Source organism: Variovorax terrae (assembly GCF_022809125.1).
Taxonomy (GTDB): Bacteria; Pseudomonadota; Gammaproteobacteria; order Burkholderiales; family Burkholderiaceae_C; genus Variovorax_A; species Variovorax_A terrae.
The window spans coordinates 499,942-522,944 of record NZ_JALGBI010000003.1; the positions used below are offsets into that span (position 1 = coordinate 499,942).

A 23,003-nucleotide genomic window follows, 5' to 3' on the forward strand; every position below is an offset into this window, starting at 1 on the left:
CGCGTGGCGGCGAGCCTCAGCGCGGGTTGGTGACGCGGTCGCCGATCTTGACGCCGTCGGTGATTTCGAGGATCAGCGCGTAGGACAGCTTCTCGAATGGACGGAACACCATCAGCAGGCCGTTGCGCTCGTCCGGCAGCTTGATCTGGGGTTTGGCGGGATCGGTCTTGTCGACGATGCGCGCGCCGTCCTTCAGGATGGCCATCACGAGGCCGCTTTCCATGCCGTCCTGGGTGCCGCGGTTGATTACCACCACCTGGTTCTGCGCGGCATTGGTGACGGCGCTGCCGTAGACCGAGACGATGCGGCCCTCCACGCGGTTGTTGGGCGCATGCGGCATGTAGCTCAGCAGCTGGCGCTCGGGCTCAGGCAGCAGGCGGTCGCCCACGCGCATTTCTTCCTTGGCGCGCACGATGTCGATGGTGGCCGGCACGATGTCGGTCTGCGTCTTGCCGTCCTTGTTCTGGACCTCGCTGGTGGACTCGCCGCGCACCAGCGAGGCCTTGCCCACGTACTGCGCCTCGTAGCCCAGCACCACGCCGGTGACCGGGTCCTTGAGCGGCGTGGCGTTGCGGAACACCCGGTAGTCGCGGGACTTGCCCTGTTCGTCAAGCAGCGGCGCGGCGGCGTTGCCGCGCGCATAGGCGCGGTCGCCGCGGCTGAGCAGCACGCGCTCTTCCTGGGTGGCCACGATGCGCGGCGCCTGCGCCAGCGTGGTTTCGTCCACGATCACGGGCTCGGCCAGGAAGGGCTCGATCAGGTGCGTCTTGAGCGTCGGCAGGGCGCTGTCGGCCAGGCTGCCGAAGCGCGTGCGCGGCGACACGCGCACGGTGTCGCTGGGCGGGCTGTCGGCGCTGGCCTCGCGGGTGCGCAGGGTGGCGCGGCCATCCTTCTTGTCCAGGTAGAGCTGCTGGCCGGGGTAGATACGGTGCGGGTTGCGGATGTCCTGCAGGTTCATGCCCCACAGCTCGGGCCAGCGCCACGGGCTCTTGAGGAACAGGCCGGAGATGGCCCACAGCGTGTCGCCGCGCTGCACGGTGTAGTGGTCGGGCGCATTGGGCGCCAGCTCGCTCAGGGGCACGCCGGTTTGCGCCACCTGCTCGGCCGTGGCCTTCTGGCCGGACGTGACCGGAAAATTCTGGGCCAGTGCGGGCGCGCTCGCCAGCAGGGTGCCCGCCAGAGCCGTTGCCAGTGCCGTGGTGTGTACCATCTTGTATGTCGTCATTGTTTGCTGCATCTTGGATGCCCCCCGGGCCTGGGCCGGAGCCTTGTTCAGGGCGGCGTCCCGGCGGATATGTCTTGACAAATCACTCGCGATTCTGCGCTCAAGCCCTTGATTGGGCAACGTTTATTGGGTTTTGCCGCTGCCCGAAAAGCGAAAAGTGGCGAAAATAGCGACACCTTCGACGAGATTTCATGGCTTTACTTTCCATTCTTCGCTATCCCGATCCCAAACTGCATACGGTGGCCAAGCCCGTGCAGGCGGTGGACGCACGCATCAAGAGCCTGATCGCCGACATGCTCGACACCATGTACGACGCCAATGGCATCGGCCTCGCGGCCACGCAGATCGACGTGCATGAACGCCTGATCGTGATCGACGTGTCGGAGGAGCGCGACCAGCCGCTGGTGCTGATCAACCCCGAAATCACCTGGGCCAGCGCCGAGCGGCACATCAGCGAGGAAGGCTGTCTGTCGGTGCCCGGCATCTACGACGGTGTGGAACGCGCCGCCGCGGTGAAGGTGAAGGCGCTGGACGGCGAGGGCCAGCTGCGCACGCTCGAAGCCGAGGGCCTGCTGGCCGTCTGCATCCAGCACGAGATGGACCACCTGATGGGCAAGGTGTTTGTCGAATACCTCTCGCCGCTCAAGCGCAACCGCATCAAGACCAAGATGCTGAAGGCGCAACGCGAGGCGGAAAAGGCCTGAGCCCGCCGGTGGGCTCCTGGGAGACTGCCATGAACCTGCGAATGCTGCTGATGCCGTGGATCGCCGCCGCGGCCCTCGGGGCGGGCTGCGCCAGCGACCCGTTCCCTACCTTTGACGTGGCCCCCGGCACGCCGCGCGAGGCCGTGCTGGCGCGCTTCGGTCCACCCACGCGCACCGTGCCGCTGGCCTCGGGCGAGCGCCTGCAGTACTCATCCCAGCCGGCCGGGCAGTTCGCGGTGATGGTGGACCTCGACGCGGCGGGCCGCGTGCTGCAGGCGCGCCAGGTGCTGACCGCCGCCGAGTTCGCGCGCATCCGGCCCGGCCAATGGACGCGGGGCGACGTCGAGCGCGAGTTCGGCCGGCCGGCCACGGTGGACCACACCCGCGACTGGGCCGGCGACATCCTCACCTACCGCTGGACCGACGGCAGCGACATGTTCTTCTGGGTCTACGTGGACGGCCAGGGCCTCGTGCAGCGCACGCAGCAGGGCATGGAATTCCGCAACGCGCCGAACGACCGTTCGTAGCCGCGCGCCGCGTCCGGGCGCCCCGGTTCATGGGATGATCGGGGCCTGACTTCCGTATCCGTCCTGATCGTGATGCCTCATTCCTTACCGCATCGGCCGCATTTGTTCCTGACGCGCTTGGCGTTGCTCATGCTTCTGGCTGCGGCGCTGGCCGGCATCCGGACGGCGCAGGCGCAGGAAAGCCGCATGGCGCTGCTGATCGGCAATGCCCAGTACAAGTTCTCGCCCCTGCGCAACCCGGTCAACGACGTGCGGCTGATGGAAGCCGCGCTCAAGGAGGCGGGGTTCCAGGTGCAGCGGGCGGAAAACGTGAGCCGCCGCGACATGCAGCGCCTGATCCGCGCCTTCGGCGACAGGCTCAAGCAAAGCGGCGGCGTGGGCCTGTTCTACTTTTCGGGCCACGGCCTGCAGATGAAGGGCGCCAACTACCTCGTGCCGGTGGACGCCGACATCCGCGCCGAAGAAGAGGTGGCCTACGACTCGGTGGACGCGCAGTCGGTGCTCGACAAGATGGAGGCGGCGGGCAACCGCATGAACCTGCTGATCCTCGACGCCTGCCGCAGCAATCCCTTTCCCAACAGCTCGCGGGCGGCCGCGGTCGGGCTGGCCCAGATGAATGCGCCCTCGGGCAGCTTGGTGGCTTATTCCACGGCGCCGGGCTCGGTGGCGCTCGACGGACGCGGCAGCAACAGCCCCTACACCCAGCATTTGGCCCAGGCCATCGTGCAACCCGGTGTGCCGGTGGAAGAGGTGTTCAAGCAGGTGCGCACCGCTGTGCGCAGGGAAACCCGCAATGCCCAGACGCCCTGGGAGAACACGGCGCTCGAAGGACAGTTCTTCTTCAAGCCGTCGCTGGTGCAGACGTCAGCCACGGCCCCGGCGCAGCCCCCGGGAACGACCGACCCTGCCGCCATCGATCTGGCCTTCTGGGACAGCATCAAGGCCAGCAGCCAGGCGGCCGAACTGGAGGCCTATCTGTCGCAGTTTCCCGAAGGGCGCTTTGCAGCGTTGGCGAGGGCTCGACTGGCGAGTGCGAAGCCTGCGGGGGGCTCTGTGCAGGCTTCTCCCGGTCCCATGGCGGCAAGCCTGTTGCCACCGGGGCCGTCCTCACGCAACGCCGAGGGACGGCTCACGATCAAGAACGAACTGACGGGGCAGCAGAGCGTCGTGGACGTCCGGGTCGCGACCGAAACGGAGTCGGCCACGACCTACAGCTCGGGCGACGTGATCGCCAACGACGGCCGGGCGCTGACGGCCCGGTTCGGCAGCTACGTCGGCACGGCGATGTCTGGTGCGCTGTGGCGCTTCCCCCTCCGCGCGGGCGACGGAGGCACCGCGCAGCTTCAGTTCGAGGGGGGTAGCACCTGGGGCGATTTTTCCTGGCGGGTGGTCTCCGTTGCCAACGGAATTGCGAAGATTGAAGCCCAGATCGGCATTCCCTCCAACGGCCTTGTGCGCGCGCGCCGGTTCGGAACCTGGAGGGCCGAGTTTCGTGAGCAGGAGACATTGGCCTCGCGTTCGCAGCTTCAGGTGCGCCTGGACAGTGGCGGGGCCCAGAGTCCCGACGTGGTTTCTACGGTATGGCAGCCCAATGCCGTGCCGGCCTCCGCGCTCGGCAACTCCGCCGTCTTGGGCCGCATGCTCATCAGGGATGCGCTCTATGGCCAGACCCAGGAGATCGGCGTCGAGGTGACCGAGCGCACGCCCCGACGGACCACCTACAGCACCGGCGACGTGATCGAGGCCAATGGCCAGGTCACGGCCGTGCGCCTGGGGGATCTGGTGGCTTCCGTGCGCAGCGGCCGTCTGTGGCGCCTGCCGCTGCAAGCGGGAGAGAGCGGCTCGGCCGCTCTCGATATCCGGGGACAGAAAGTGCCGGGCAGCATTGAATGGCGGGTGGTGAGCCGCCAGGGCGACACCGCAGTGCTGGAGGCCACGCTGAACTACTACGCCGTGACGGCGGCAGGCACGGCGCACAACCTGGAGACCAGCCGCCGCTACGGGACCTGGACCGGCACTTTCAGGGATGAGCTGCCCCTGGCTGCCAGCTACCGCATGGAAACACGCAACATGACCTACCGCGGCATTCCCGATACCCTGATCGGTGAGGTTCAAAGGGTGGTCGCGAAGTGAGGGAGAGGGTCATGCAGCATGGCATCGCGCCAGCGGCTGCCGCTTCGAACGGCTGGCGGGGTTGGTGGTTTGCTCTTCTTTTGATAGCGATCAGCGTCCTGCCCATGCGGACATGGGCGCAATCTGGCACCGAGAACCGGCTGGCGCTGGTGATTGGCAACGCAAGCTACAAGAACTCTCCGCTGCGCAACCCCGTGAACGACGCGCGGCTCATGGAGTCGTCCCTGCGGGAGGCGGGGTTCCAGGTGATCCGGGGCGAGAACGTTTCTTTGCGCGAGATGCGCCGCCTGGTGCGCGACTTCGGCGATCGGCTCAAGCAGACGGGTGGCGTCGGCCTGTTCTACTTCGCAGGCCACGGCGTGCAGATGCGCGGCGAGAACTACCTGATCTCGGTGGACTCGGACATCCGCAACGAGGACGAAGTGGCCGACGACGCCATCAACGCCCAGCTCGTGCTGGAGAAGATGCAGTCGGCCGGCAACCGCATGAACCTGGTCATCCTGGACGCCTGCCGGAACAACCCGTTTGCTGTGAAGTCGCGGACAGCGGCCGCCGGTCTGGCGCAGATGAGCGCGCCCTCGGGCTCGCTGGTGGCCTACGCCACCGCACCGGGCTCGATCGCCTCGGATGGCCATGGGCGCAACGGGCTCTACACCGAGCACCTGGCGCGGGCCATCCGCCAGCCGGGGCTGCCCGTGGAGGAAGTCTTCAAGCAGGTGCGTGCCGCGGTGCGCCGCGACAGTGCAAACCAGCAGACGCCGTGGGAGAACACGGCGCTTGAGGGACAGTTCTTCTTCAAGCCCTCCATGGCCGCGATGCCGATGGCGGCCCCAGGCGCTGGCGCCCAGGAGGCGCCGACCGGTGCCTCGGCCGTGGAGCTGGCCTACTGGGACAGCATCAAGACCAGCCGCCGCCCGAGCGAGCTGGAGGCCTACCTTGCGCAATTTCCGAACGGCCAGTTTGCGGGGCTGGTGCGGGCGCGGCTGGCTGAACTGCCGGGAAGCGCGCCCGCGTCGCTCTCGCCTTCCGCTCCCCCCAAGCCGTCGGCTGGCACCAGCCAGAGCGCAGTAGGGACGCCTGCCATTTCAGACCTGGCCATGGGCGACACCCTGGGCCGGCTGTCGATGACGGACAAGCTGACAGGCCGCCGCCATGAAGACATCGTGCGCGTGACCGAGGCCACGTCCGAGCGCGTGCTTTTCAGCACGGGCGACGCGATCGGCCGGGACGAGCAGGTACAGGCCGTGCGGCTGGGTCCTCAAGTGTTTCGGCTGAACTCTGGCAGCCTGTGGCGATTGCCCTTGCATGCAGGAGCTTCGGGAGTGGCCTACGGCACGATCGATCCCATGCTGGAAACCCAGCTGGAATGGCGCGTGATTCAGGAGGTCGGCCGCGAGGCTCGCGTGGAAACCAAGGTCGAGTTCTTCCGATCGAGGCGCTATGGCACCTGGGTGGCCAGCTATGCGGGTGCCAGCCCGATGCCCACAGCATTCGAGCTGGCGATACACAGCGCCGTGGCCGGCACAGGGGGGCCGGAGCTGTTATCCGGACAATTCCAACAGGTATCCGCCAAGTGAGTCTACGCATCGTTTTCGCGGGCACGCCCGACTTCGCCCGCACCGCCCTAGAGCGTCTGCACGCCGCGGGCTTCCAGATTCCGCTGGTGCTGACCCAGCCCGACCGACCGGCCGGCCGCGGCATGAAGCTGCAGGCCTCGGCGGTCAAGCAGTTCGCGCTGGAGAAGAACATCCCCGTGGCGCAGCCGCGCAGCCTGCGGCTGGACGGCAAATACCCCGAGGACGCGGCCGCCGCGCGCGAGGCCATCGAGGCGGCGCAGGCCGACGTGATGGTGGTGGCCGCCTACGGGCTGATCCTGCCGCAATGGGTGCTCGATGCCATGAGCGCCGCACGGCCGCCCGAAGGCGCGAACGCCCCCACGGGGGGCAGCGAACCGCGCGCAGCGGGGCGCGTGGGGGCGCGTGGCCTGGGCTGCCTGAACATCCACGCCTCGCTGCTGCCGCGCTGGCGCGGCGCGGCGCCGATCCACCGTGCCATCGAGGCCGGCGATGCCGAGACGGGCGTCACCATCATGCAGATGGATGCGGGGCTGGACACCGGCGACATGCTGCTGGTGGAGAAGCTGCCGATCGCGCCCGACGACACCACGGGCCGCCTGCACGACAGGCTGGCCGCGCTCGGCGGCCGGCTGATCGTCGAGGCGCTGGAGCTGGCGGCCTGCGGCGGCCTGGCGGCCGTGAAGCAGCCCGAGGCGGGCGTGACCTACGCCCACAAGATCGAGAAGGCCGAGGCCGCGGTGGACTGGACGCAGCCGGCCGCCGTGATCGGGCGGCGCATTCGCGCCTTCGACCCGTTTCCCGGCGCCTTCACCCAGATCGGCAGCGACACCGTCAAGCTCTGGCGCTATGAAATAGATAGCGACCCGCGTCCCGTAGATGCGGACCCTGGCACGATTTTGTCGGTCAACGCGGCCGGTGTGGGCGTGGCCTGCGGCGAGGGCGTGCTGCGCCTCACCGAGCTGCAGCGCGCCGGCGGCAAACGCCTGAACGTGGCAGACTTCCTGCGCGGCTTCGACCTGAAGCCCGGCATGACTTTCGAGAAACCCTGAGTGTTCTTCCTCCGTTCCCACTACACCCACCCCGAATTCCGCACCGGCATGCGCGAGATGTGGCCGCAGGCGCCCGGCATCGCCGCCTGGGGCTTGATGACTGGCGTGGCCATGGTCAAGTCCGGCATGAGCGTGTTCGAGTCGCTGGCCATGACGCTGCTGGTGTTCGCCGGCAGCTCGCAGCTCGCGGCCATTCCGCTGCTGGTGGCGGGCGCGCCGATGTGGGTGATCCTGGCCACCGGTTTCTGCGTGAACCTGCGCTTCGTGGTGTTCAGCCTGCACCTGCGGCCCTACCTGATCCACCTGCCGCGCTGGGAGCGAATGGCGCATGGCTACCTCACGGCCGACCTGAGCTACGTGCTGTTCACGCGCCGTTATCCCAAGCCGGCCGCCGACGCCGAAGGCCGCCGCGCGCAGGAGGCCTATCTGGCCGGCAACTGCTTCGTCAACTGGGGCAGCTGGATGGTGCCCAGCATCGTCGGCGTGGCCTTGGCCAACTTCATTCCCACGCGATGGGGCCTGGGCTTTGCCGGCATCCTGTGCCTGGTGGGCATCCTGTGCTCGCTGGCCAGCACGCGGTTGCGCATCGTTTCGGCCGCCGTGGCCGGCGCGGTGGCGGTGGCCACCTGGGCGCTGCCGCTCAAGCTCAACATCGTGGTGGCGATCGCGGCGGCCGTGCTGTTGTGCCTGGGGCTCGAGAAGCTCCGGCCGGCAACGCAGGAGGCGCGGCCATGACGGCAGGCACGACCGACCTGTGGACGCTGGCCGTGATCGTGGGCCTGGCGGTGGTGACGGTGGTGGCGCGCAGCTTCTTCTTCATCTCGAGCAAACCCTGGAGCCTGCCGCACTGGGCCCAGCGCGGCCTGCAATACGCGCCCATTGCCGCCCTGTCGGCCGTGGTGCTGCCCGAGGTGGTGATGGTGCAGGGCCAGCTCGTCGGCACCTGGGCCGATGCGCGGCTGTTCGCCGCCGCGGCCGGGGCGCTGGCCTACTTCTGGCGCCGCGACGTGCTGCTCACCATCCTGGTGGGCATGGCGGTCTACCTGCCGCTGCACCTGGGCTGGGGCTGGTAGCGCTGGCGGCCAGGTCAGGCCGCCGCCGGCTTTCCAGGGGACTGCGCAGGTCCGCGCGTTCACCCGCTCTGCTCCTCGTGCAGACCCTCTGTCCACCCGCACCGCTGTCGCGCATGTGACGGTTTTGGGGCATTCCGCCCCTGGCCGAGGCGAATGCGGACAAGTCCTCATGGAAAACGATAGGACACGGCCGTGTACACGCAAAAAGCCGGTCGATAGACTGCCATCGACCGGCGCCCCGTGGCTTCTTCAGAGCAGAAGCCACGGCGCCGGCTCATGCGGCAGCAAGCCGCAAAAAACCATAACAGGAGACAACAACATGTGGACATCAAGGAAGCCGGGCTTGCCCGGCCATGGCCGGTGGCTGGCCGTCGTTGCAGCCGCCCTCATCTCGGCCTGCGGTGGCGGCGGTGACGGGTTCACGCCGCCCACTCCCACCGCGCCGGGCCAGTTGCTCGAGATCAGGACGGTCAACAACCGGGCCGACCTCATCAGCGACGGCGATGCGGTGGTCGAAGTGGTGCTGCCGGCCGGCGTCACGGCCGCGGCGCTGAAAGTCGACGTCAACGGGCGCGACGTCAGCAGCGCGTTCGCCCTGCGCTCGAACGGCCGCGTCATGGGCCTGGTCACGGGCCTGGCCGAAGGTGCCAACCTGCTGTCCGCCAGCGCCCAGGGCGCCAGCGCCGCCAGGCTCACCATCACCAACACCTCGCGCGGCGGCCCGATCGTCTCCGGCCCGCAGGTCACGCCCTTCGTCTGCGCCACGCCGCTGCCGCGCAGCGCCACCGCGACCTCGCCCGTGTCCAATGGCAGCGGCCTCAGCACCGAAGCCACCGACGCGCGCTGCAACATCGCGACGGAATACAAGCTCTACTACAAGACCACCGCGGCGGGCTGCAACACGGGCCTGCCCGACCCGAGCGCTTCGGGCTCGGCCTTCACCAGCACCACGCTGGTGGTGACCACCGCCACGCCAGCCGTCAACCTCTGCTTCAAGCCGTATGACCCGGCCGCAGCGGCACCGGCCGACCTGGCGACCACCACCACCGATGCGGGCCGGACCGTGCCCTTCATCGTGCGCGTGGAGCGCGGCACCATGAACCGCGGCATCTACGACATCGTGTCGCTGTTCGACCCGACCAAGCCCTGGACCGCGATGTCGCCGCAGGCCCAGTGGAACGGCAAGCTGCTCTACACCTTCGGCGCCAGCACGGGCCAGATCCGGCGCCAGGCGCGAACCGCGAACAGCTGGACCTCGACCGCGCAAACCACCGGCAACATCGACCCGCAGACCGCCATCTCGCAAGGCTACATCTGGGCCTCCAACAGCATGACGGACTCGTCCATCAACTCCAACCGCGTGCTGATGAGCGAAACCGTGATGATGATGAAGGAGCACATCGCCGACACCTACGGCGCCATCAAGTACACGCACGGCACCGGCTGCTCGGGCGGCTCGATCAACTCCAACACCAATGCCAGCATCGCCCCCGGGCTGCTGGACGGCGTCTCGGTCTCCTGTACCTTCCCCGATTCGGAGACCACGGCGATCGAGGTGGGCGACTGCGTCGCGCTGGTGGAGGCCTACCAGAAGCCGCAGTGGACCACGCTCATGGGCACGGCCACGGCCGCCACCATCAACGCCAAGAAGGCGGCCATCAACGGCCATCCCGACCAGACCGGCTGCCATGGCTGGTACAACGCCTTCGGCAGCAACAGCAAGGCCGGCACCTACAACCAGCGCGTGGTCACCTCGCTCACCGGCACCATCGCCACGCAGCCCACGTCCACCAACAACTGCCAGCTGCTGCCCTCGCAGGTGTACGACCCCGTCACCAACCCCACGGGCGCGCGCTGCCATGCCTCGGACTGGGCGGCCTCCATCTGGGGCAAGACGGCCGACGGCCTGCGCGGGCTGCAGACCAACGACAACGAAGGCATCCAGTACGGCTTGAAGGCGCTGCTGGCCGACGTGATCACCGGTGAAGAGTTCGTGACCCTGAACGAACTCGCCGGCGGGGCCGACAAGGACTCCAACGCGAAGACGACGCGCACCATCGCCGACCTGGCGGCGCTGCCGATCGCCTACCGCTCGGGCATCGTGATGGGCGGCAAGAGCTATGCGAAGACCGCCGTGATCGACATGCGCGGCTGGGACGACACCTCCGCATCGGCCAGCCCGTCGAACGTCCACTTCGTCTGGCGCAGCTTCTCCGTGCGCGAGCGGCTCGACAAGGAGTTCGGCGACCACGGCAACCACGTGATGTGGCGCTTCGGCCGCAACGGCCTGGGCGCGCCGCCGACCATGGCGCTGGAATCGCTGAGCGTGATGGACAGCTGGCTCACGGCGCTGAAGGCCGACACCAGCAAGGCCAGCCTCGAGCAGAAGGTGCGTGCCGCCAAGCCGGCCGGCGCCAGCGACTACTGCGTGCTGTCCACCGACACGGCGCAGGCCACCAAGGTCACCGACCTGACCACCTGCAACGCCGACCCCAAGCTCAAGCCCTACGCCTCGCCGCGCCAGGCCGCCGGCGGGCCGCTGGCGGAGAACGTGCTCAAGTGCCAGCTGCGCCCCGTCAATGACGTGGAGTACGGCGGCCGCCTCGACGCCGGCCAGCTGACGCGCCTGAAGGCGGTGTTCAGCACCGGTGTCTGCGACTGGAGCAAGCCGGGCGTGGGCCAGCAGGATGCGATCGGGCCGCTGAACTTCGCGGCAGGTTCGGGCGGCGCTGCGTTCGGACCGGCACCGGTCTCCGTGGCCAAGTAAGCGCTGCGGCGCGATTTACGGGGCACCGGGCGACCGGTGCGAGGGGCGGGCTTCAAAGGCCCGCCCTTTTTTATTTTCTGGCGCTGCAGCGTGCCGCTCAAGGCGCCAGCGTGAGCTTGAAGATCTGCTTGCTGTTGGACGCTCCCACGTAGACGGTGCCGTTGCCCGCTACCGCCACGCCGACCGGAAAGTTGAACGCCAGCGCCGTGCCCGTGCCGTCGCGCAGCGTGCTGATCTCGCCGGCCGCCGTGACCACACGCGCCACGCCGTCCCAGGCCTGGGTCAGGAAGACGTGGTTGTGCGCATCTACCGCAAGGCCGTAGGAATAGCCGAGCTTGGCCGGCGTGGCGGCCGTGCCGTCGACGGTTCCCGCGCCCGCGTTGCCGTTGGCGCAATCGCCGAGCACGGTGCTCACGGTGGCGCTGGCTACGTCGATCTTGCGCAGGCAGGGGCTGTCGGTGTCGGTGTCGTACAGCGTTTTGCCGTCGCGGCTGAGCGCCAGGCCGGTCGGCCGCGCCATCTTGGCGGCCGTGCCCACGCCGTCGGCATAGGCCTGCGTGCCGTCGCCGGCCAAGGTGCTCACGGTGCCGTCGGCCGCCACCTTGCGCACGCGCATGTTCTGCGGGTCGGCCACGAACAGGTTGCCCGCACTGTCCAGCGCGATGCTGGCGGGGCTGTTGAACTGGGGCACGGCCGGGCTGTCGGCGTACCCGCTGGCGCCGCTGCCCACCCAGGTGGTCGCGGTCGTGGCGCCGGCCGCCACCGTGGCGATGTAGTGCGGGCCGCTCACGTACAGGGTGCCGTTGGCGGCCAGCGCCAGGCCGGTCGGCACGCTCAGGGGCTGCCCCGGGGTCACTTCGGCGCCGCTGCCACTGGCCGTGTCGATCCTGTACACCGCGTTGTTGTTGCCCATGGCCACGTAGAGGGTGGCGCCGCTGGCGTCCAGCGCCAGTTGCTGGGGCGGGGCGACCGTCGTCGTCACCAGGCTCGCCACCCAGGGCTTGACGGTCAGCGTGGCCACGGTGCTGGTCACGTTGCCGCTGCTGCCCATCACCCGCACGCGAAACTGCTTGCCGCTGTTGGCCAGCGGGTTGGCGGGCGTGGTGTAGCTGTCGCCGGTGGCGCCGCTGATGTCGGCCCAGCTGGCGCCGCCGTCGGCGCTGCTCTGCCATTGATAGGTCGTGGCCTGGGTGGCCTGCACGCTCAGCGTGGCGGCCAGGCCCTGGCCGATCGTGGCGCTGGCTGGCTGCGTGGTGATGGCCAGCGCGGCAGGGGTGCCCGTGGGGGCCGGTGCCTGCGCTCCCTGGGTGATGGCATCGTTGTCGCTGCAGGCGGCCAGGCCCAGCGTCAGTGCCAGGCAGGCCGCCAGCGCGGGGCGGTGGGCGCGTCGCGCCCAGGTCCATGCGTTTGTCATGTAGGTACTCCTTGTCGAAACAGTGATGAACGGGAAGGCTCCGACGGTAGGTCGGGCGGTGGGTGCAGGCCAGTGTCGAAAGTCATGCGTCGCGCGGCGTGAGGTAACGGCGTGTAAGGCGGCGTGCCGGAGGCGGACACGGTCACAGCGCGGCCGGCGTCATGGCCAGGACATCGCGCTGCCGTTGACGGCGTTCGGGCTACTTCCTGGCCATCTCCTTGCCCTCCTTGACGCATTGCTGCTGCGTCGATTTGCCGCCCTGGCCATCGAGCAGGTCCGCGCAGCAGGCTTGAATCTGCTTGTCGGAGCGGGCCTTCTGGTACTTGACGCACTGCTCGGCGGCTTGCTTGCCGTCCTTGACGCCATCGGCGTGAACCGGCGGTGCCAGGGCCGTGCACGCGGCACCCAACAGGGTGAGGAAGAAGAGCTTTGCGGGATGAGACATGGGGACTCCTTTGGGGTGGGAACACATTGCAGGGTTGGCTATTTCCAGAACACCGCGCCGCCGCTGACGGCAGTGGCGGTGGTTCTGTCGACGGAACTGGTGCCGTCGCCGATCTGGCCGCGGTCGTTGAAGCCCCAGCAGGCCAGGCTGCCGTCGGCCTTGAGGGCGCAGCTGTGGTAGGTGCCGGCGCCGAACGCGGCGATGCCTGTCAAGCCGGACACGGCGGTGGGGGTGGGCTTGTTCACCGTGGTGCCGTCGCCCAGCGAGCCGTTGGGGTTGTAGCCCCAGCAGGCCATGCCGCCGCCGGCCTTGAGGGCGCAGCTGTGGTACACGCCGGTGCCGAGCGCGGCGATGCCCGTCAGGCCGGGCACGGCGCTGGGGGACGGTTGGCTGGTGGTGGTGCCGTCGCCGAGCTGGCCATAGCCGTTATAGCCCCAGCAGGCCACCGTGGCGTCGGCCTTGAGCGCGCAGCTGTGGTATCCGCCGGTGCTGAGCGCGACGACGTCTGTCAAGCCAGGCACGGGGGTGGGGGCGTGCTGGTTGGTGGTGCTGCCGTCGCCGAGCTGGCCTTCGTTGTTGAAGCCCCAGCAGGCCATGCTGCCATCGGCCTTGAGGGCGCAGCTGTGGAGCGCCAGGCCGTTGCTGAGCGCAACGGTGTCCGTCAGGCCGGGCACGGCGGTGGGCGAGAGCCGGTTGGTGGTGGTGCCATCGCCGAGCTGGCCGACGCTGTTGTTGCCCCAGCAGGCCACGCTGCCGTCGGCCTTGAGGGCGCAGCTGTGGGATGAGCCCGCACCGAGGGCGACGACGCCCGTCAGGCCAGGCACGGCGGTGGGGGTGGTTTTGTTCACGGTGGTGCCATCGCCGAGCTGGCCTTCGTTGTTGAAGCCCCAGCAGGCCACGCTGCCGTCGGCCTTGAGGGCGCAGCTGTGGAACGTGCCGGCGCTGAGGGCAACAACGTCCGTCAGGCCAGGCACGGCGGCGGGAGCGGTCTGGTCCACGGTGGTGCCGTCGCCAAGCTGGCCATAGCCGTTGTAGCCCCAGCAGGCCACGCCGCCGCCGGCCTTGAGGGCGCAGCTGTGCTCAAAGCCGAAGGCCATCGGCCGGCCCACCACGGTCGTGGTCTGGGTGCCGGTGAGCGTGCTGGTGCCGACCGAGGCGCTCAACTGGCTGGTGAAGCTGCCCGGGGTGTTCCACACATGGCTGGCCGGGCTGCCGCTGCCGGCGGCACTGCCGTCGCCCCAGCTCCAGGAGAACGAGCCGGCCGCGCCGTCGCTGACGGCGGCGCTGTAGCTGTAGAGCGTGTGGGCGACCACGCGCGCTGCGGCCTGCAGGTTGAGGGTGGGCGTGGGCGCAGGTGAGGGCGAAGGTGCGGGGGCAGAGGCCGATGCAGGCACTGCGTCGCTGCCGCCGCAGGCGGCCAGCGTCAGGCTCAGGGCAAACAGGGCGGCCAGGCCGGCGATGCGTGAGGAATCCATGGTGCGGGCGTCTTTCATCTTGTGGAGTGCGTGTCGGCCCTGAAGGTAGGCCGCGCGGCCCGCACGGGCCAGTGCCGAAAGTCATGCCGTGCGCAGCGCGCGGTAACGGCCTGTAAGAGAGCGTGGGAGAGCGTGCCCGGCTGGCGGCGCCAGCGCCGACGTCGGCGTTAGCGCGGCAGCGCAGCCAGGGCCTGCAGCAACGCGTCGCCGGCCACCGGCTTGAACAGCACGCGCAAGCCCGAATCGTGCACCTGCTGCAGCCGCCGCGGTGCCGTCTCCCCGGTGATCAGCAGCACCGGCAGGCCGAAGCGCGCGCGCAGCCGCTGTGCGGCCGCCAGGCCGTCGGCACCGTCGGCCAGGCGCACGTCGCACAGCAGGGCTTCGACGGGCGAGGCGCCCTGTGCAGCCTGCGCTGCGGACTGCGCCAGCACGGCCTCGGCCTCGGCCTCGCCGGCCACGGCCTCGACGGCCACGCCGTGGGCCTGCAGCAGATCGGAGACGGCCTGGCGGATGGCGGTTTCGTCATCGATCACCAGCACGCGCCGCGGCAGCGGCAGGGTGTTGTCCGGCGGCGCTGCGGGCGCGATGGCGCCCGGGGCGGACACCGCCGTCAGCACCAGGCGAAAGCGGCTGCCGCGGCCCGGGAGCGAGCGCACCTGCAGCGGGTGCGCCAGCAGGCGCGTCAGCCGCTGCACGATGGACAGGCCGATGCCCAGGCCCTGCGCACGGTCGCGGCCCGGGTTGCCGACCTGGTAGAACTCTTCGAAGATGCGGCCGAGGTGCTCGCCCGTGATGCCGATGCCGGTGTCGCGCACGTCGATCCACACCTGCTGGCCGCGCGCGCGCGCGGCCACCACCACGCCGCCGCGCGGCGTGTACTTGAGCGCGTTGTCCACCAGGTTGGACAGCAGCCGCTGCAGCAGCTGCGGGTCGCTCAGCACCCAGCAAGGCGTGGCGCGCAGCCGCAGCTGCAGGTCGCGGTCGGCCGCCTGTGCCGCGAACACATGGTTGAGCGCGAGGAACAGCGGGTTGAGCGCCACCGGCTGGATCTGCGGCGCCACCACGCCGGCGTCCAGGCGCGAGATGTCGAGCAAGGTGTCCAGCGACTGGCCGAGCGCGCCGACCGCGTCCATCAGCCGCGCCGCGTGGCGCTCTTCCTCGCGGCCCTGCAGCTCCTTCTCCAGCACGGCTCCGAACAGCGCGATGGCGTGCAGGGGCTGGCGCAGGTCGTGGCTGGCCGCGGCGAGAAAGCGCGTCTTCTCCTCGCTGGCGCGCTGGGTGGCGGCGATCTGGCGGCTCAGCTGCTCGGCCAGCGCCTCCTTCTCGAAGCGCATGGTCAGCGAGGCGGTCAGCAGCCGATGGTGCTGCAGCGCGAACGTGATGATGACGCCCATGTAGAGCAGGCAGCCGACGGCCAGGAACAGGTGGGTGCTGTCGCCGCGCCAGGCCAGCGCCGCGGTCAGGCTGGCCATGCTGGGCACGATGAAGCGCGGGATGTTGCGCTTGAGAACAGCCAGCGACAGGGCGCCGCCGGCGCACCAGCCCATCATCATGACGATGAGCATGGCCCACAGAACCGAGTGCTGCCCCGCAGGAATGCACAACCAGGGCGCGAGGCCCCAGACGCAGGAGCGCAGCAGCACGTTGCGCGCGTTGAAGCGCGCCCAGTACTCGGGGTGGTCCGCCGCATCGGGGCTGCGCTGGTAGCGCCGGTAGGCGCGCCGCAGTGTCAGCGCCAGGTGCAGCGCCATCCACAGCAGGACTTGCCAGCGCCGCGTGGCCACGAACAGGCCGATGCCCAGCGCCTGCGCGGTGAGCAGGTCGGCCAGGTAGGCGGCCGGCGCGTTGGCGTGGACCGCCGCCACCTGCTCGCGCAGCACCCGCTGGGCCAGCTCGGGAGGGGCCGGCTCGGGCGGGGCGCTCATCGCGTGTGTCCGGACATCGCCAGTCAGAAGGCCGCGGAGCAGGCCATGCCAGTGCACCCGCGGAACTGGCTTTGCCAGGCCGCTGGGTGCGCCCCCTTCGCGCAGCGGAAGGGGGGAGGCGTAGCGCGCAGCGCGCAGCCTGGGGGTTGCGTCATCTCAACCCACTGATGAGCTGGGCCCGCGAGCGCATGCCGAACTGCAGCAGCAGGGTGGACACGTGGTTCTTGACCGTGCCCTCGCTCAGGTGCGAGAGTTGCGCGATTTCCTTGTTCGACTTGCCGGCCAGCAGCCAGTCGAGGATCTCGACCTGGCGCGGCGTGAGCTGCTGCTGCAGGGACGGCGCCGCGGCGCGGTCGATGGCCGGGGCCGGGCCGGCCAGATCGTGGTCGCTCACGTAGCGCAGCACTTCGCTCAGGTGGCCGGACTTGGGCAGGAAGGCCTGCGCGCCCAGCGCCAGCGCGCCCTGCATCAGCGCGGGACTGCCCGTGCCCGAGAGCACGATCACGCGCGAATGCGGAAAGGCACGCCGAAAGCGCACCAGCGCATCCAGCCCCTGGGCGTCGGGCAGGTCCAGGTCGAGCAGGACCAGGTGCAGCGCCGCGCCATGGGCGCCGTAGAGTTCCAGCGCGTCGGCCAGGCTGCGCGCCTCGTACACCGGCGTGCTGCCGGACTGCGACTGCAGCAGCGCGCGCAGGCCCAGGCGCACCAGTTCGTGGTCGTCTACCACCAGGATGCCCGGCGTCGGCACGGCGGCGGCCGCGCCGCGGCGCGGCGCGGTGTACGGCGAGAACGTGACGGCAACCATGGTGCATGGCATCTTAGGGGGTGGCCGGGGTCCTGGGAAGTGACCAAAGTCATGGGGGCCTGGGCCTCTAAAATGGCCGGTTTATCTCCGATTCGCCTGATCCTGCCATGAACGTTCTCCGCTTCTCCGACCTGTGCGCCCAGGGCAAAGTCCAAGGCCAGCGCGTCTTCATCCGTGCCGACCTCAACGTGCCGCAGGATGACGCCGGCCGCATCACCGAGGACACGCGCATCCGCGCCTCGATCCCCTGCATCCGCATGGCGCTGGACGCCGGTGCGGCCGTGATGGTGACCTCGCACCTGGGTCGACCGACCGAGGGCGAGTTCAAGCCCGAGGACTCGCTGGCGCCGGTGGCGCTGCGCCTGGGCGAACTGCTGGGGCGCGAGGTTCCGCTGCGCGCGAACTGGGTCGACGGCGTCGACGTGCAGCCCGGCCAGCTCGTGCTGCTGGAGAACTGCCGCGTCAACAAGGGCGAGAAGAAGAACAACCCCGAACTCGCGCAGAAGATGGCCGCGCTGTGCGACATCTACGTGAACGACGCCTTCGGCACCGCGCACCGCGCCGAGGGCACGACCTACGGCATCGCGCAATACGCCAAGGTGGCCTGCGCCGGCCCGCTGCTGGCGGCCGAGATCGACGCCATCTCCAAGGCGCTGGCCGGCCCGAAGCGGCCGCTCGCCGCCATCGTGGCGGGCTCCAAGGTCTCGACCAAGCTCACCATCCTGAAGAGCCTGGCCGACAAGGTGGACCAGCTCATCGTGGGCGGCGGCATCGCCAACACCTTCATGCTGGCCGCCGGCCTGTCGATCGGCAAGAGCCTGGCCGAGGCCGATCTCGTGGGCGAGGCGCGGGCCGTGATCGAGGCCATGAAGGCGCGCGGCGCCGAGGTGCCGATCCCGACCGACGTGGTCACGGCCAAGGCCTTCGCGGCCGACGCGCCGGCCACCGTCAAGGCCGCCACCGAGGTGGAGGACGACGACCTGATCCTGGACATCGGTCCGCAGACTGCCGCCAGGCTGGCCGAGCAATTGAAGGCCGCGGGCACCATCGTCTGGAACGGCCCGGTGGGCGTGTTCGAGTTCGACGCCTTCTCGCACGGCACCGAAACCATCGCGCGCGCCATCGCACAGAGCCCGGCCTTCAGCATCGCCGGTGGCGGCGACACCCTGGCGGCCATCGCCAAGTACGGCATCGAGCAGCAGGTGGGCTACATCTCCACCGGCGGCGGCGCCTTCCTTGAAATCCTCGAAGGCAAGACGCTGCCTGCGTTCGAGATCCTGCAGAAGCGCGCCGCGGGCTGAGCGGCTGGTTGCTATTGAATCAATAGCAACCAATGACCGCCCCGCCTGGACCTTGGACCCAAAAGACCTCAAAAAGGGCCACGCGGCCCGGGTGGCGGGGTTTCAGGCCGGCAGCGGCGCCGGCGTGCTGGTCGGGCGGCCGCGGAAGTCGGTCCAGCAGCGCCGGCTGAAGTCGTAGAGCTTGCAGCGGCGCGCCGTGCCGAAGTACCAGCGCCACGAGAAGCGCTGCACCACGATGCGCTGCGGCAGCAGCTCCTCGAGCCGGGCCTGCGCCTGCTTGAGCCGGTACAGCGGAATGCTCATGTCCACGTGATGCGCCGTGTGCTCCATGATGTGGTGCAGCAGCGCGCCGATGCGCAGCGCGAACGTCAGGTGCACGGTGGTGGAGACGAAGGGCTGGGCGCGGGCCCAGGCGGCCTTGCTGTCGTGCCAGGACACCTTCACATGCGTGTGGTGCACGTAGACCACGAAGCCGATCATCGAGCACCAGAACACCAGCGGCGCAACGAAGCCGCACAGCAGCACCGGCGCCACCGGCTGGCCGGTGGCCACGGCGGCCCAGGCCAGGGCGCCGAGCCAGGCCAGCGCATAGGCCGAGACCAGCAGGCCGTCGAGCACGAAGACCGGGCGGCGCGCGGCCATCTCGGCCCGGTTCGGGAAGAACATGCGGCGCCACCAGACCTCGACCAGGTAATACAGGCCCGGCGCCCAGCCGCTGCGGTAGAGCCGCTCCATCAAGCGGCGGTGCGGCGGCAGCGCCGCGTACTCGGCCTGCGTGAGCGGCGCCCAGACGAAGTCCACGCCCTTGAGGTTGGTGAAGCCGTGGTGCACCACGTTGTGCCCCACGTCCCACAGGCTGTAGGGCGTGAGCGAGGGCAGGAAGGCGATGCGGCCGAGCCAGCGGTTCAGGCGGCGGTGCGGCGTCAGGCTCTGGTGGCAGGCATCGTGGCCGATGATGAACAGCCGCCCGGTCATGAACCCCGCTGCCAGCCCGCACAGCAGCTTGGCCCACAGCGGCGACAGCAGCACGGTACCGGCCAGCAGCGCAGCCAGCAGCAGCGTGTCGAAGGCCAGCAGCGCCAGGGCGCGCGCGGTGCTGCGCGCGGCCAGGGGCATCAGCCACTGGCGGATCACCTTGCGGTGCGGCAGCGGATCGTGGATGGGGATGGGATCGACAGGCGGGGTGGTCATGGGCAGGGGTGCAGGCGAGTGCACAGGAGGTCGGACGCCGGCCATCCTAGGCGGAGGCGCGGGCCGCCACCCTGATCAGGATCAAACCGCGGCGAAACGGGCGGGCCTGCCGCCCCAAGGCAAAGCCGTTTTGCCCGGCATCGCCTGAATTGGTACCGGGGTTGTAACCGATTCCATGCCAGAATAGTAACCAAGTTACAGGAGACATGCCCATGGCCCGCCGTGCCACCAAAATCGTTGCCACCCTTGGCCCCGCTTCCAGCGACCCCGCGCTTCTCGAGGAAATGATCCGCGCCGGCGTCAACGTGGTGCGCCTGAATTTCAGCCATGGCAAGGCGCAGGACCACATCGACCGCGCCGCCCTGGTGCGCGAGGCGGCCCAGCGCGCCGGCCGCGAGGTGGCCATCATGGCCGACCTGCAGGGCCCCAAGATCCGCGTCGGCAAGTTCGCCGAGGGCAAGGTCATGCTGGAGCCCGGCGCCAGGTTCGTGCTCGACGCCTCGCGCACCGAGCCGGGCGACCTGCAGGGCGTGGGCCTGGACTACAAGGAGCTGCCGCGCGACGTCAAGCCCGGCGACCTGCTGCTGCTCAACGATGGCCTGATCGTGCTCACGGTGGACGCCGTGCGCGGCGAGCAGGTGCACACCACCGTCAAGCTCGGCGGCGAGCTGTCCAACAACAAGGGCATCAACAAGAAGGGCGGCGGCCTGACGGCGCCGGCACTCACCGCCAAGGACATGGAGGACATCCGCACCGCGATGAGCTTCCAGGCCGACTACGTGGCCGTGAGCTTTCCCAAGAACGCGACCGACATGGAAATGGCGCGCCAGCTCTGCAACGTGGCCGCGGCCGAATACCGCCACCGGCCCGGGCTGATCGCCAAGATCGAGCGCGCCGAGGCCATCCCGCACCTCGAAGCCATCCTCAAGGCCAGCGACGGCATCATGGTGGCGCGCGGCGACCTCGCGGTGGAAGTCGGCAACGCGGCCGTGCCGGCGCTGCAAAAGCGCATGATCCGGCTGGCCCGCGAGCATGACAAGGTGGTCATCACCGCCACGCAGATGATGGAGAGCATGATCACCAACCCGGTGCCCACGCGCGCCGAGGTCAGCGACGTGGCCAACGCCGTGCTCGACGGCACCGACGCCGTGATGCTGAGCGCCGAAACCGCGGCCGGCCGCTTCCCGCTGGAGACCATCGTCGAGATGGCCAACATCTGCATGGAAGCCGAGAAGGCCGAGGACGTGAAGCTCGACGCCGATTTCACCGGCATGGCCTTCAACCGCATCGACCAGTCGATCGCCATGGGCGCGCTGTTCACCGCCCACCACCTGGGCGCCAAGGCCATCGTGGCCATGACCGACAGCGGCTCCACCGCGCTGTGGATGAGCCGCCACCGCATCCACGTGCCGATCTACGCACTGACGCCCAAGGTCGCAACCCAGCGCAAGATGGCGCTGTACCGCAACGTGCGCCCGCTGCTGATGGACACCAGCGCCGACCGCGACACCGCCCTGAGCGAGGCCGAAGGCCACCTCAAGAAGCGCCAGATCGTGCAGAGCGGCGATGTCTACGCCATCACCTGCGGCGAGCCCATGGGCGCGCCGGGCGGCACCAACATGCTCAAGATCTGCCGGGCGAGCTGAGAGCGTGGTGGCGACCGTTTACGACGGGGTCGCCTGCGGATCGTCAACACGGTTTTTTAGAGAAGGGGGCTGGCTCTCGCGGCCTTCCTGCTGGTAGACCTCGCGAAAGGCGGGCGGCGTGGCTTGCGTTCTCCGGCCTGCTCGCGGTGGGAGGTGACGGGTGCGTCACCTTGGCGGGCGTCAACACCGTGGCTGGCGCACGCCCTCTTGTGGCAACCGCGAATGGGGCCTGCGCCCGCAAGCCCCACCACCTGCCTTCAGAGAGTGGGCTGGTTTGCTATCAATATTGTAGCAATAAATGACCACTCTGCCTGGACTTCAGGCATTTTCTTCTGAATTTCTCGCCGCGCCAACCCACTACTGGGGGGCAGGCGGTCCGGGTGTCCGGGCGCAGGCCCCATTCGCGGTGGCCACAAAAGCCAGCGTGCCCACCGCGGCGTTAACGCCGACCCAGACAGCGCACCAGGCACCTTCCACCGCGAGCAGGCCGGAGAACGGGCACCCGGACCGCCTGCCCCTTGCCCGCCAAGCCGGCTGACGAGCAGGCCGACCGAGCGCACCAAGTAAAATCTCCCCAGTTACCAATCAGTTACCAATCAGTTACCAACTTTTTCCCTGGGGATTCAACCATGGCACTCGTTTCGATGCGCGAGCTGCTGGACCATGCCGCCGAGCACGGCTACGGCATTCCGGCTTTCAACGTCAACAACCTCGAGCAGGTGCAGGCCGTCATGGCGGCGGCCGACGAGACCGGTGCGCCCGTGATCCTGCAGGCCAGCGCCGGCGCCCGCAAGTACGCCGGCGAGGCCTTCATCAAGCACCTGATCCAGGCCGCGATCGAGGCCTATCCCCACATTCCGCTGGTGATGCACCAGGACCACGGGCAGAACCCCGACGTCTGCCGCGGCGCCATCGACCTGGGCTTCAGCTCGGTCATGATGGACGGCAGCCTCGAAGCCGACGGCAAGACCATCGCGAGCTACGACTACAACGTGGACGTCACCCGCAAGGTGGTGGACATGGCGCACAAGCTCGGCGTCACGGTCGAGGGCGAGCTCGGCTGCCTAGGCAGCCTGGAGACCATGAAGGGCGACAAGGAAGACGGCCACGGCACCGACGCCACCATGACGCGCGAGCAGCTGCTGACCGACCCCGAGCAGGCCGCCGACTTCGTCAAGCGCACGCAGCTTGACGCGCTGGCCATCGCCATCGGCACCAGCCACGGCGCCTACAAGTTCACGCGCAAGCCCACCGGCGACATCCTGGCGATCGACCGCATCAAGGAGATTCACCGCCGCATCCCCAACACCCACCTGGTGATGCACGGCAGCTCCAGCGTGCCGCAGGAGCTGCTGGCCATCATCCGCCAGTACGGCGGCGCCATGAAGGAAACCTACGGAGTGCCGGTCGAGGAAATCCAGCACGCCATCAAATTCGGTGTGCGCAAGATCAACATCGACACCGACATCCGCCTGGCCATGACCGGCGCGGTGCGCAAGTTCCTGGCCGAGAACCCCGAGAAGTTCGACGCCCGCGAATGGCTCAAGCCCGCGCGCGAGGCCGCCAAGGCCATCTGCAAGCAGCGCTACATCGAATTCGGCTGCGAAGGCCAGGCCGGCAAGATCAAGGGCGACAGCCTGCAGGTGGTCGCCACGCGCTACAGCCAGGGCGAGCTGGCGCAGGTGGTGCACTGAGCCTGAGATAATCGATCCGAATGGTTCATGGCCCGTTGACTGTTCAACGGGC

General features: G+C 69.1%; 18 protein-coding genes. 11 read left to right on the forward strand and 7 right to left on the reverse strand.

Translation table 11 applies throughout. From position 1 onward, the window contains the following. Window positions 1-16 precede the first annotated feature (16 nt). A complete protein-coding gene (locus tag MMF98_RS21745) occupies window positions 17-1,225 on the reverse strand; it encodes a LysM peptidoglycan-binding domain-containing protein (RefSeq protein ID WP_243309437.1) in 1,209 nt (402 codons plus the stop codon). 191 nt (window positions 1,226-1,416) lie between these two features. Here MMF98_RS21745 and def point away from each other — a divergent pair, with 191 nt between their 5' ends. The 8 genes from def (at window position 1,417) to MMF98_RS21785 (ending at window position 11,055) form a co-directional block, all read left to right on the forward strand. After that, window positions 1,417-1,929 carry a peptide deformylase gene (gene def, locus MMF98_RS21750; RefSeq protein ID WP_243309438.1) on the forward strand — a complete coding sequence of 171 codons (513 nt, stop codon included), beginning with the start codon at window positions 1,417-1,419 and terminating at the stop codon, window positions 1,927-1,929. A gap of 29 nt (window positions 1,930-1,958) precedes the next feature. Next, complete coding sequence (locus MMF98_RS21755) at window positions 1,959-2,456, forward strand: hypothetical protein (protein ID WP_243309439.1); 498 nt, start codon at window positions 1,959-1,961, stop codon at window positions 2,454-2,456. A 129-nt stretch (window positions 2,457-2,585) separates the two neighbouring features. Continuing rightward, window positions 2,586-4,589: a caspase family protein gene (locus MMF98_RS21760; RefSeq protein WP_243309440.1), complete on the forward strand. Its 2,004-nt coding sequence runs from the start codon at window positions 2,586-2,588 to the stop codon at window positions 4,587-4,589. Window positions 4,590-4,693: 104 nt separating this feature from the next. Next, on the forward strand, window positions 4,694-6,166 hold the full coding sequence (locus tag MMF98_RS21765) for a caspase family protein (protein WP_243309441.1): 1,473 nt from the start codon (window positions 4,694-4,696) through the stop codon (window positions 6,164-6,166). Further along, window positions 6,163-7,215 (forward strand): methionyl-tRNA formyltransferase, encoded by a 1,053-nt coding sequence (locus MMF98_RS21770; RefSeq protein ID WP_243309442.1) that lies wholly within the window; start codon window positions 6,163-6,165, stop codon window positions 7,213-7,215. The genes MMF98_RS21765 and MMF98_RS21770 overlap by 4 nt, the downstream gene beginning before the upstream one ends. Window positions 7,216-7,263: 48 nt before the next feature. Continuing rightward, window positions 7,264-7,950: an AzlC family ABC transporter permease gene (locus MMF98_RS21775; protein ID WP_243309690.1), complete on the forward strand. Its 687-nt coding sequence runs from the start codon at window positions 7,264-7,266 to the stop codon at window positions 7,948-7,950. Beyond that, window positions 7,947-8,288: an AzlD domain-containing protein gene (locus tag MMF98_RS21780; RefSeq protein WP_243309443.1), complete on the forward strand. Its 342-nt coding sequence runs from the start codon at window positions 7,947-7,949 to the stop codon at window positions 8,286-8,288. Before MMF98_RS21775 ends, MMF98_RS21780 begins: the two co-directional genes overlap by 4 nt. A gap of 319 nt (window positions 8,289-8,607) precedes the next feature. After that, the gene (locus tag MMF98_RS21785) at window positions 8,608-11,055 is read left to right on the forward strand and encodes a DUF6351 family protein (protein WP_243309444.1); all 2,448 of its coding nucleotides are present in this window, start codon (window positions 8,608-8,610) and stop codon (window positions 11,053-11,055) included. A gap of 97 nt (window positions 11,056-11,152) precedes the next feature. Here the strand turns inward: MMF98_RS21785 and MMF98_RS21790 are convergent, their stop codons facing one another. The 5 genes from MMF98_RS21790 to MMF98_RS21810 all read right to left on the reverse strand — a co-directional run bounded on the left by MMF98_RS21790 (window position 11,153) and on the right by MMF98_RS21810 (window position 17,119). Next, window positions 11,153-12,469, reverse strand: a complete 1,317-nt coding sequence (locus MMF98_RS21790) for an SMP-30/gluconolactonase/LRE family protein (protein ID WP_243309445.1) — start codon at window positions 12,467-12,469, stop codon at window positions 11,153-11,155. Between the two features lie 199 nt (window positions 12,470-12,668). After that, complete coding sequence (locus MMF98_RS21795; protein WP_243309446.1) at window positions 12,669-12,914, reverse strand: hypothetical protein; 246 nt, start codon at window positions 12,912-12,914, stop codon at window positions 12,669-12,671. A gap of 38 nt (window positions 12,915-12,952) precedes the next feature. Further along, window positions 12,953-14,389: an RCC1 domain-containing protein gene (locus MMF98_RS21800; protein ID WP_243309447.1), complete on the reverse strand. Its 1,437-nt coding sequence runs from the start codon at window positions 14,387-14,389 to the stop codon at window positions 12,953-12,955. Between the two features lie 167 nt (window positions 14,390-14,556). Further along, window positions 14,557-16,314, reverse strand: a complete 1,758-nt coding sequence (locus tag MMF98_RS21805; protein WP_243309448.1) for a sensor histidine kinase — start codon at window positions 16,312-16,314, stop codon at window positions 14,557-14,559. 151 nt (window positions 16,315-16,465) lie between these two features. Next, entirely contained in the window at window positions 16,466-17,119 is a 654-nt protein-coding gene (locus MMF98_RS21810) for a response regulator transcription factor (RefSeq protein ID WP_243309449.1), read from the reverse strand. Between the two features lie 107 nt (window positions 17,120-17,226). Here MMF98_RS21810 and MMF98_RS21815 point away from each other — a divergent pair, with 107 nt between their 5' ends. Further along, complete coding sequence (locus tag MMF98_RS21815) at window positions 17,227-18,420, forward strand: phosphoglycerate kinase (protein WP_243309450.1); 1,194 nt, start codon at window positions 17,227-17,229, stop codon at window positions 18,418-18,420. 102 nt (window positions 18,421-18,522) lie between these two features. Here the strand turns inward: MMF98_RS21815 and MMF98_RS21820 are convergent, their stop codons facing one another. After that, on the reverse strand, window positions 18,523-19,611 hold the full coding sequence (locus tag MMF98_RS21820; protein ID WP_243309451.1) for a fatty acid desaturase: 1,089 nt from the start codon (window positions 19,609-19,611) through the stop codon (window positions 18,523-18,525). Between the two features lie 212 nt (window positions 19,612-19,823). Here MMF98_RS21820 and pyk point away from each other — a divergent pair, with 212 nt between their 5' ends. Both pyk and fba read left to right on the forward strand, forming a co-directional pair. Next, window positions 19,824-21,257 carry a pyruvate kinase gene (pyk, locus tag MMF98_RS21825; RefSeq protein WP_423837665.1) on the forward strand — a complete coding sequence of 478 codons (1,434 nt, stop codon included), beginning with the start codon at window positions 19,824-19,826 and terminating at the stop codon, window positions 21,255-21,257. 629 nt (window positions 21,258-21,886) lie between these two features. Further along, the gene (gene fba, locus MMF98_RS21830) at window positions 21,887-22,951 is read left to right on the forward strand and encodes a class II fructose-bisphosphate aldolase (protein WP_243309453.1); all 1,065 of its coding nucleotides are present in this window, start codon (window positions 21,887-21,889) and stop codon (window positions 22,949-22,951) included. Window positions 22,952-23,003: the final 52 nt, after the last annotated feature.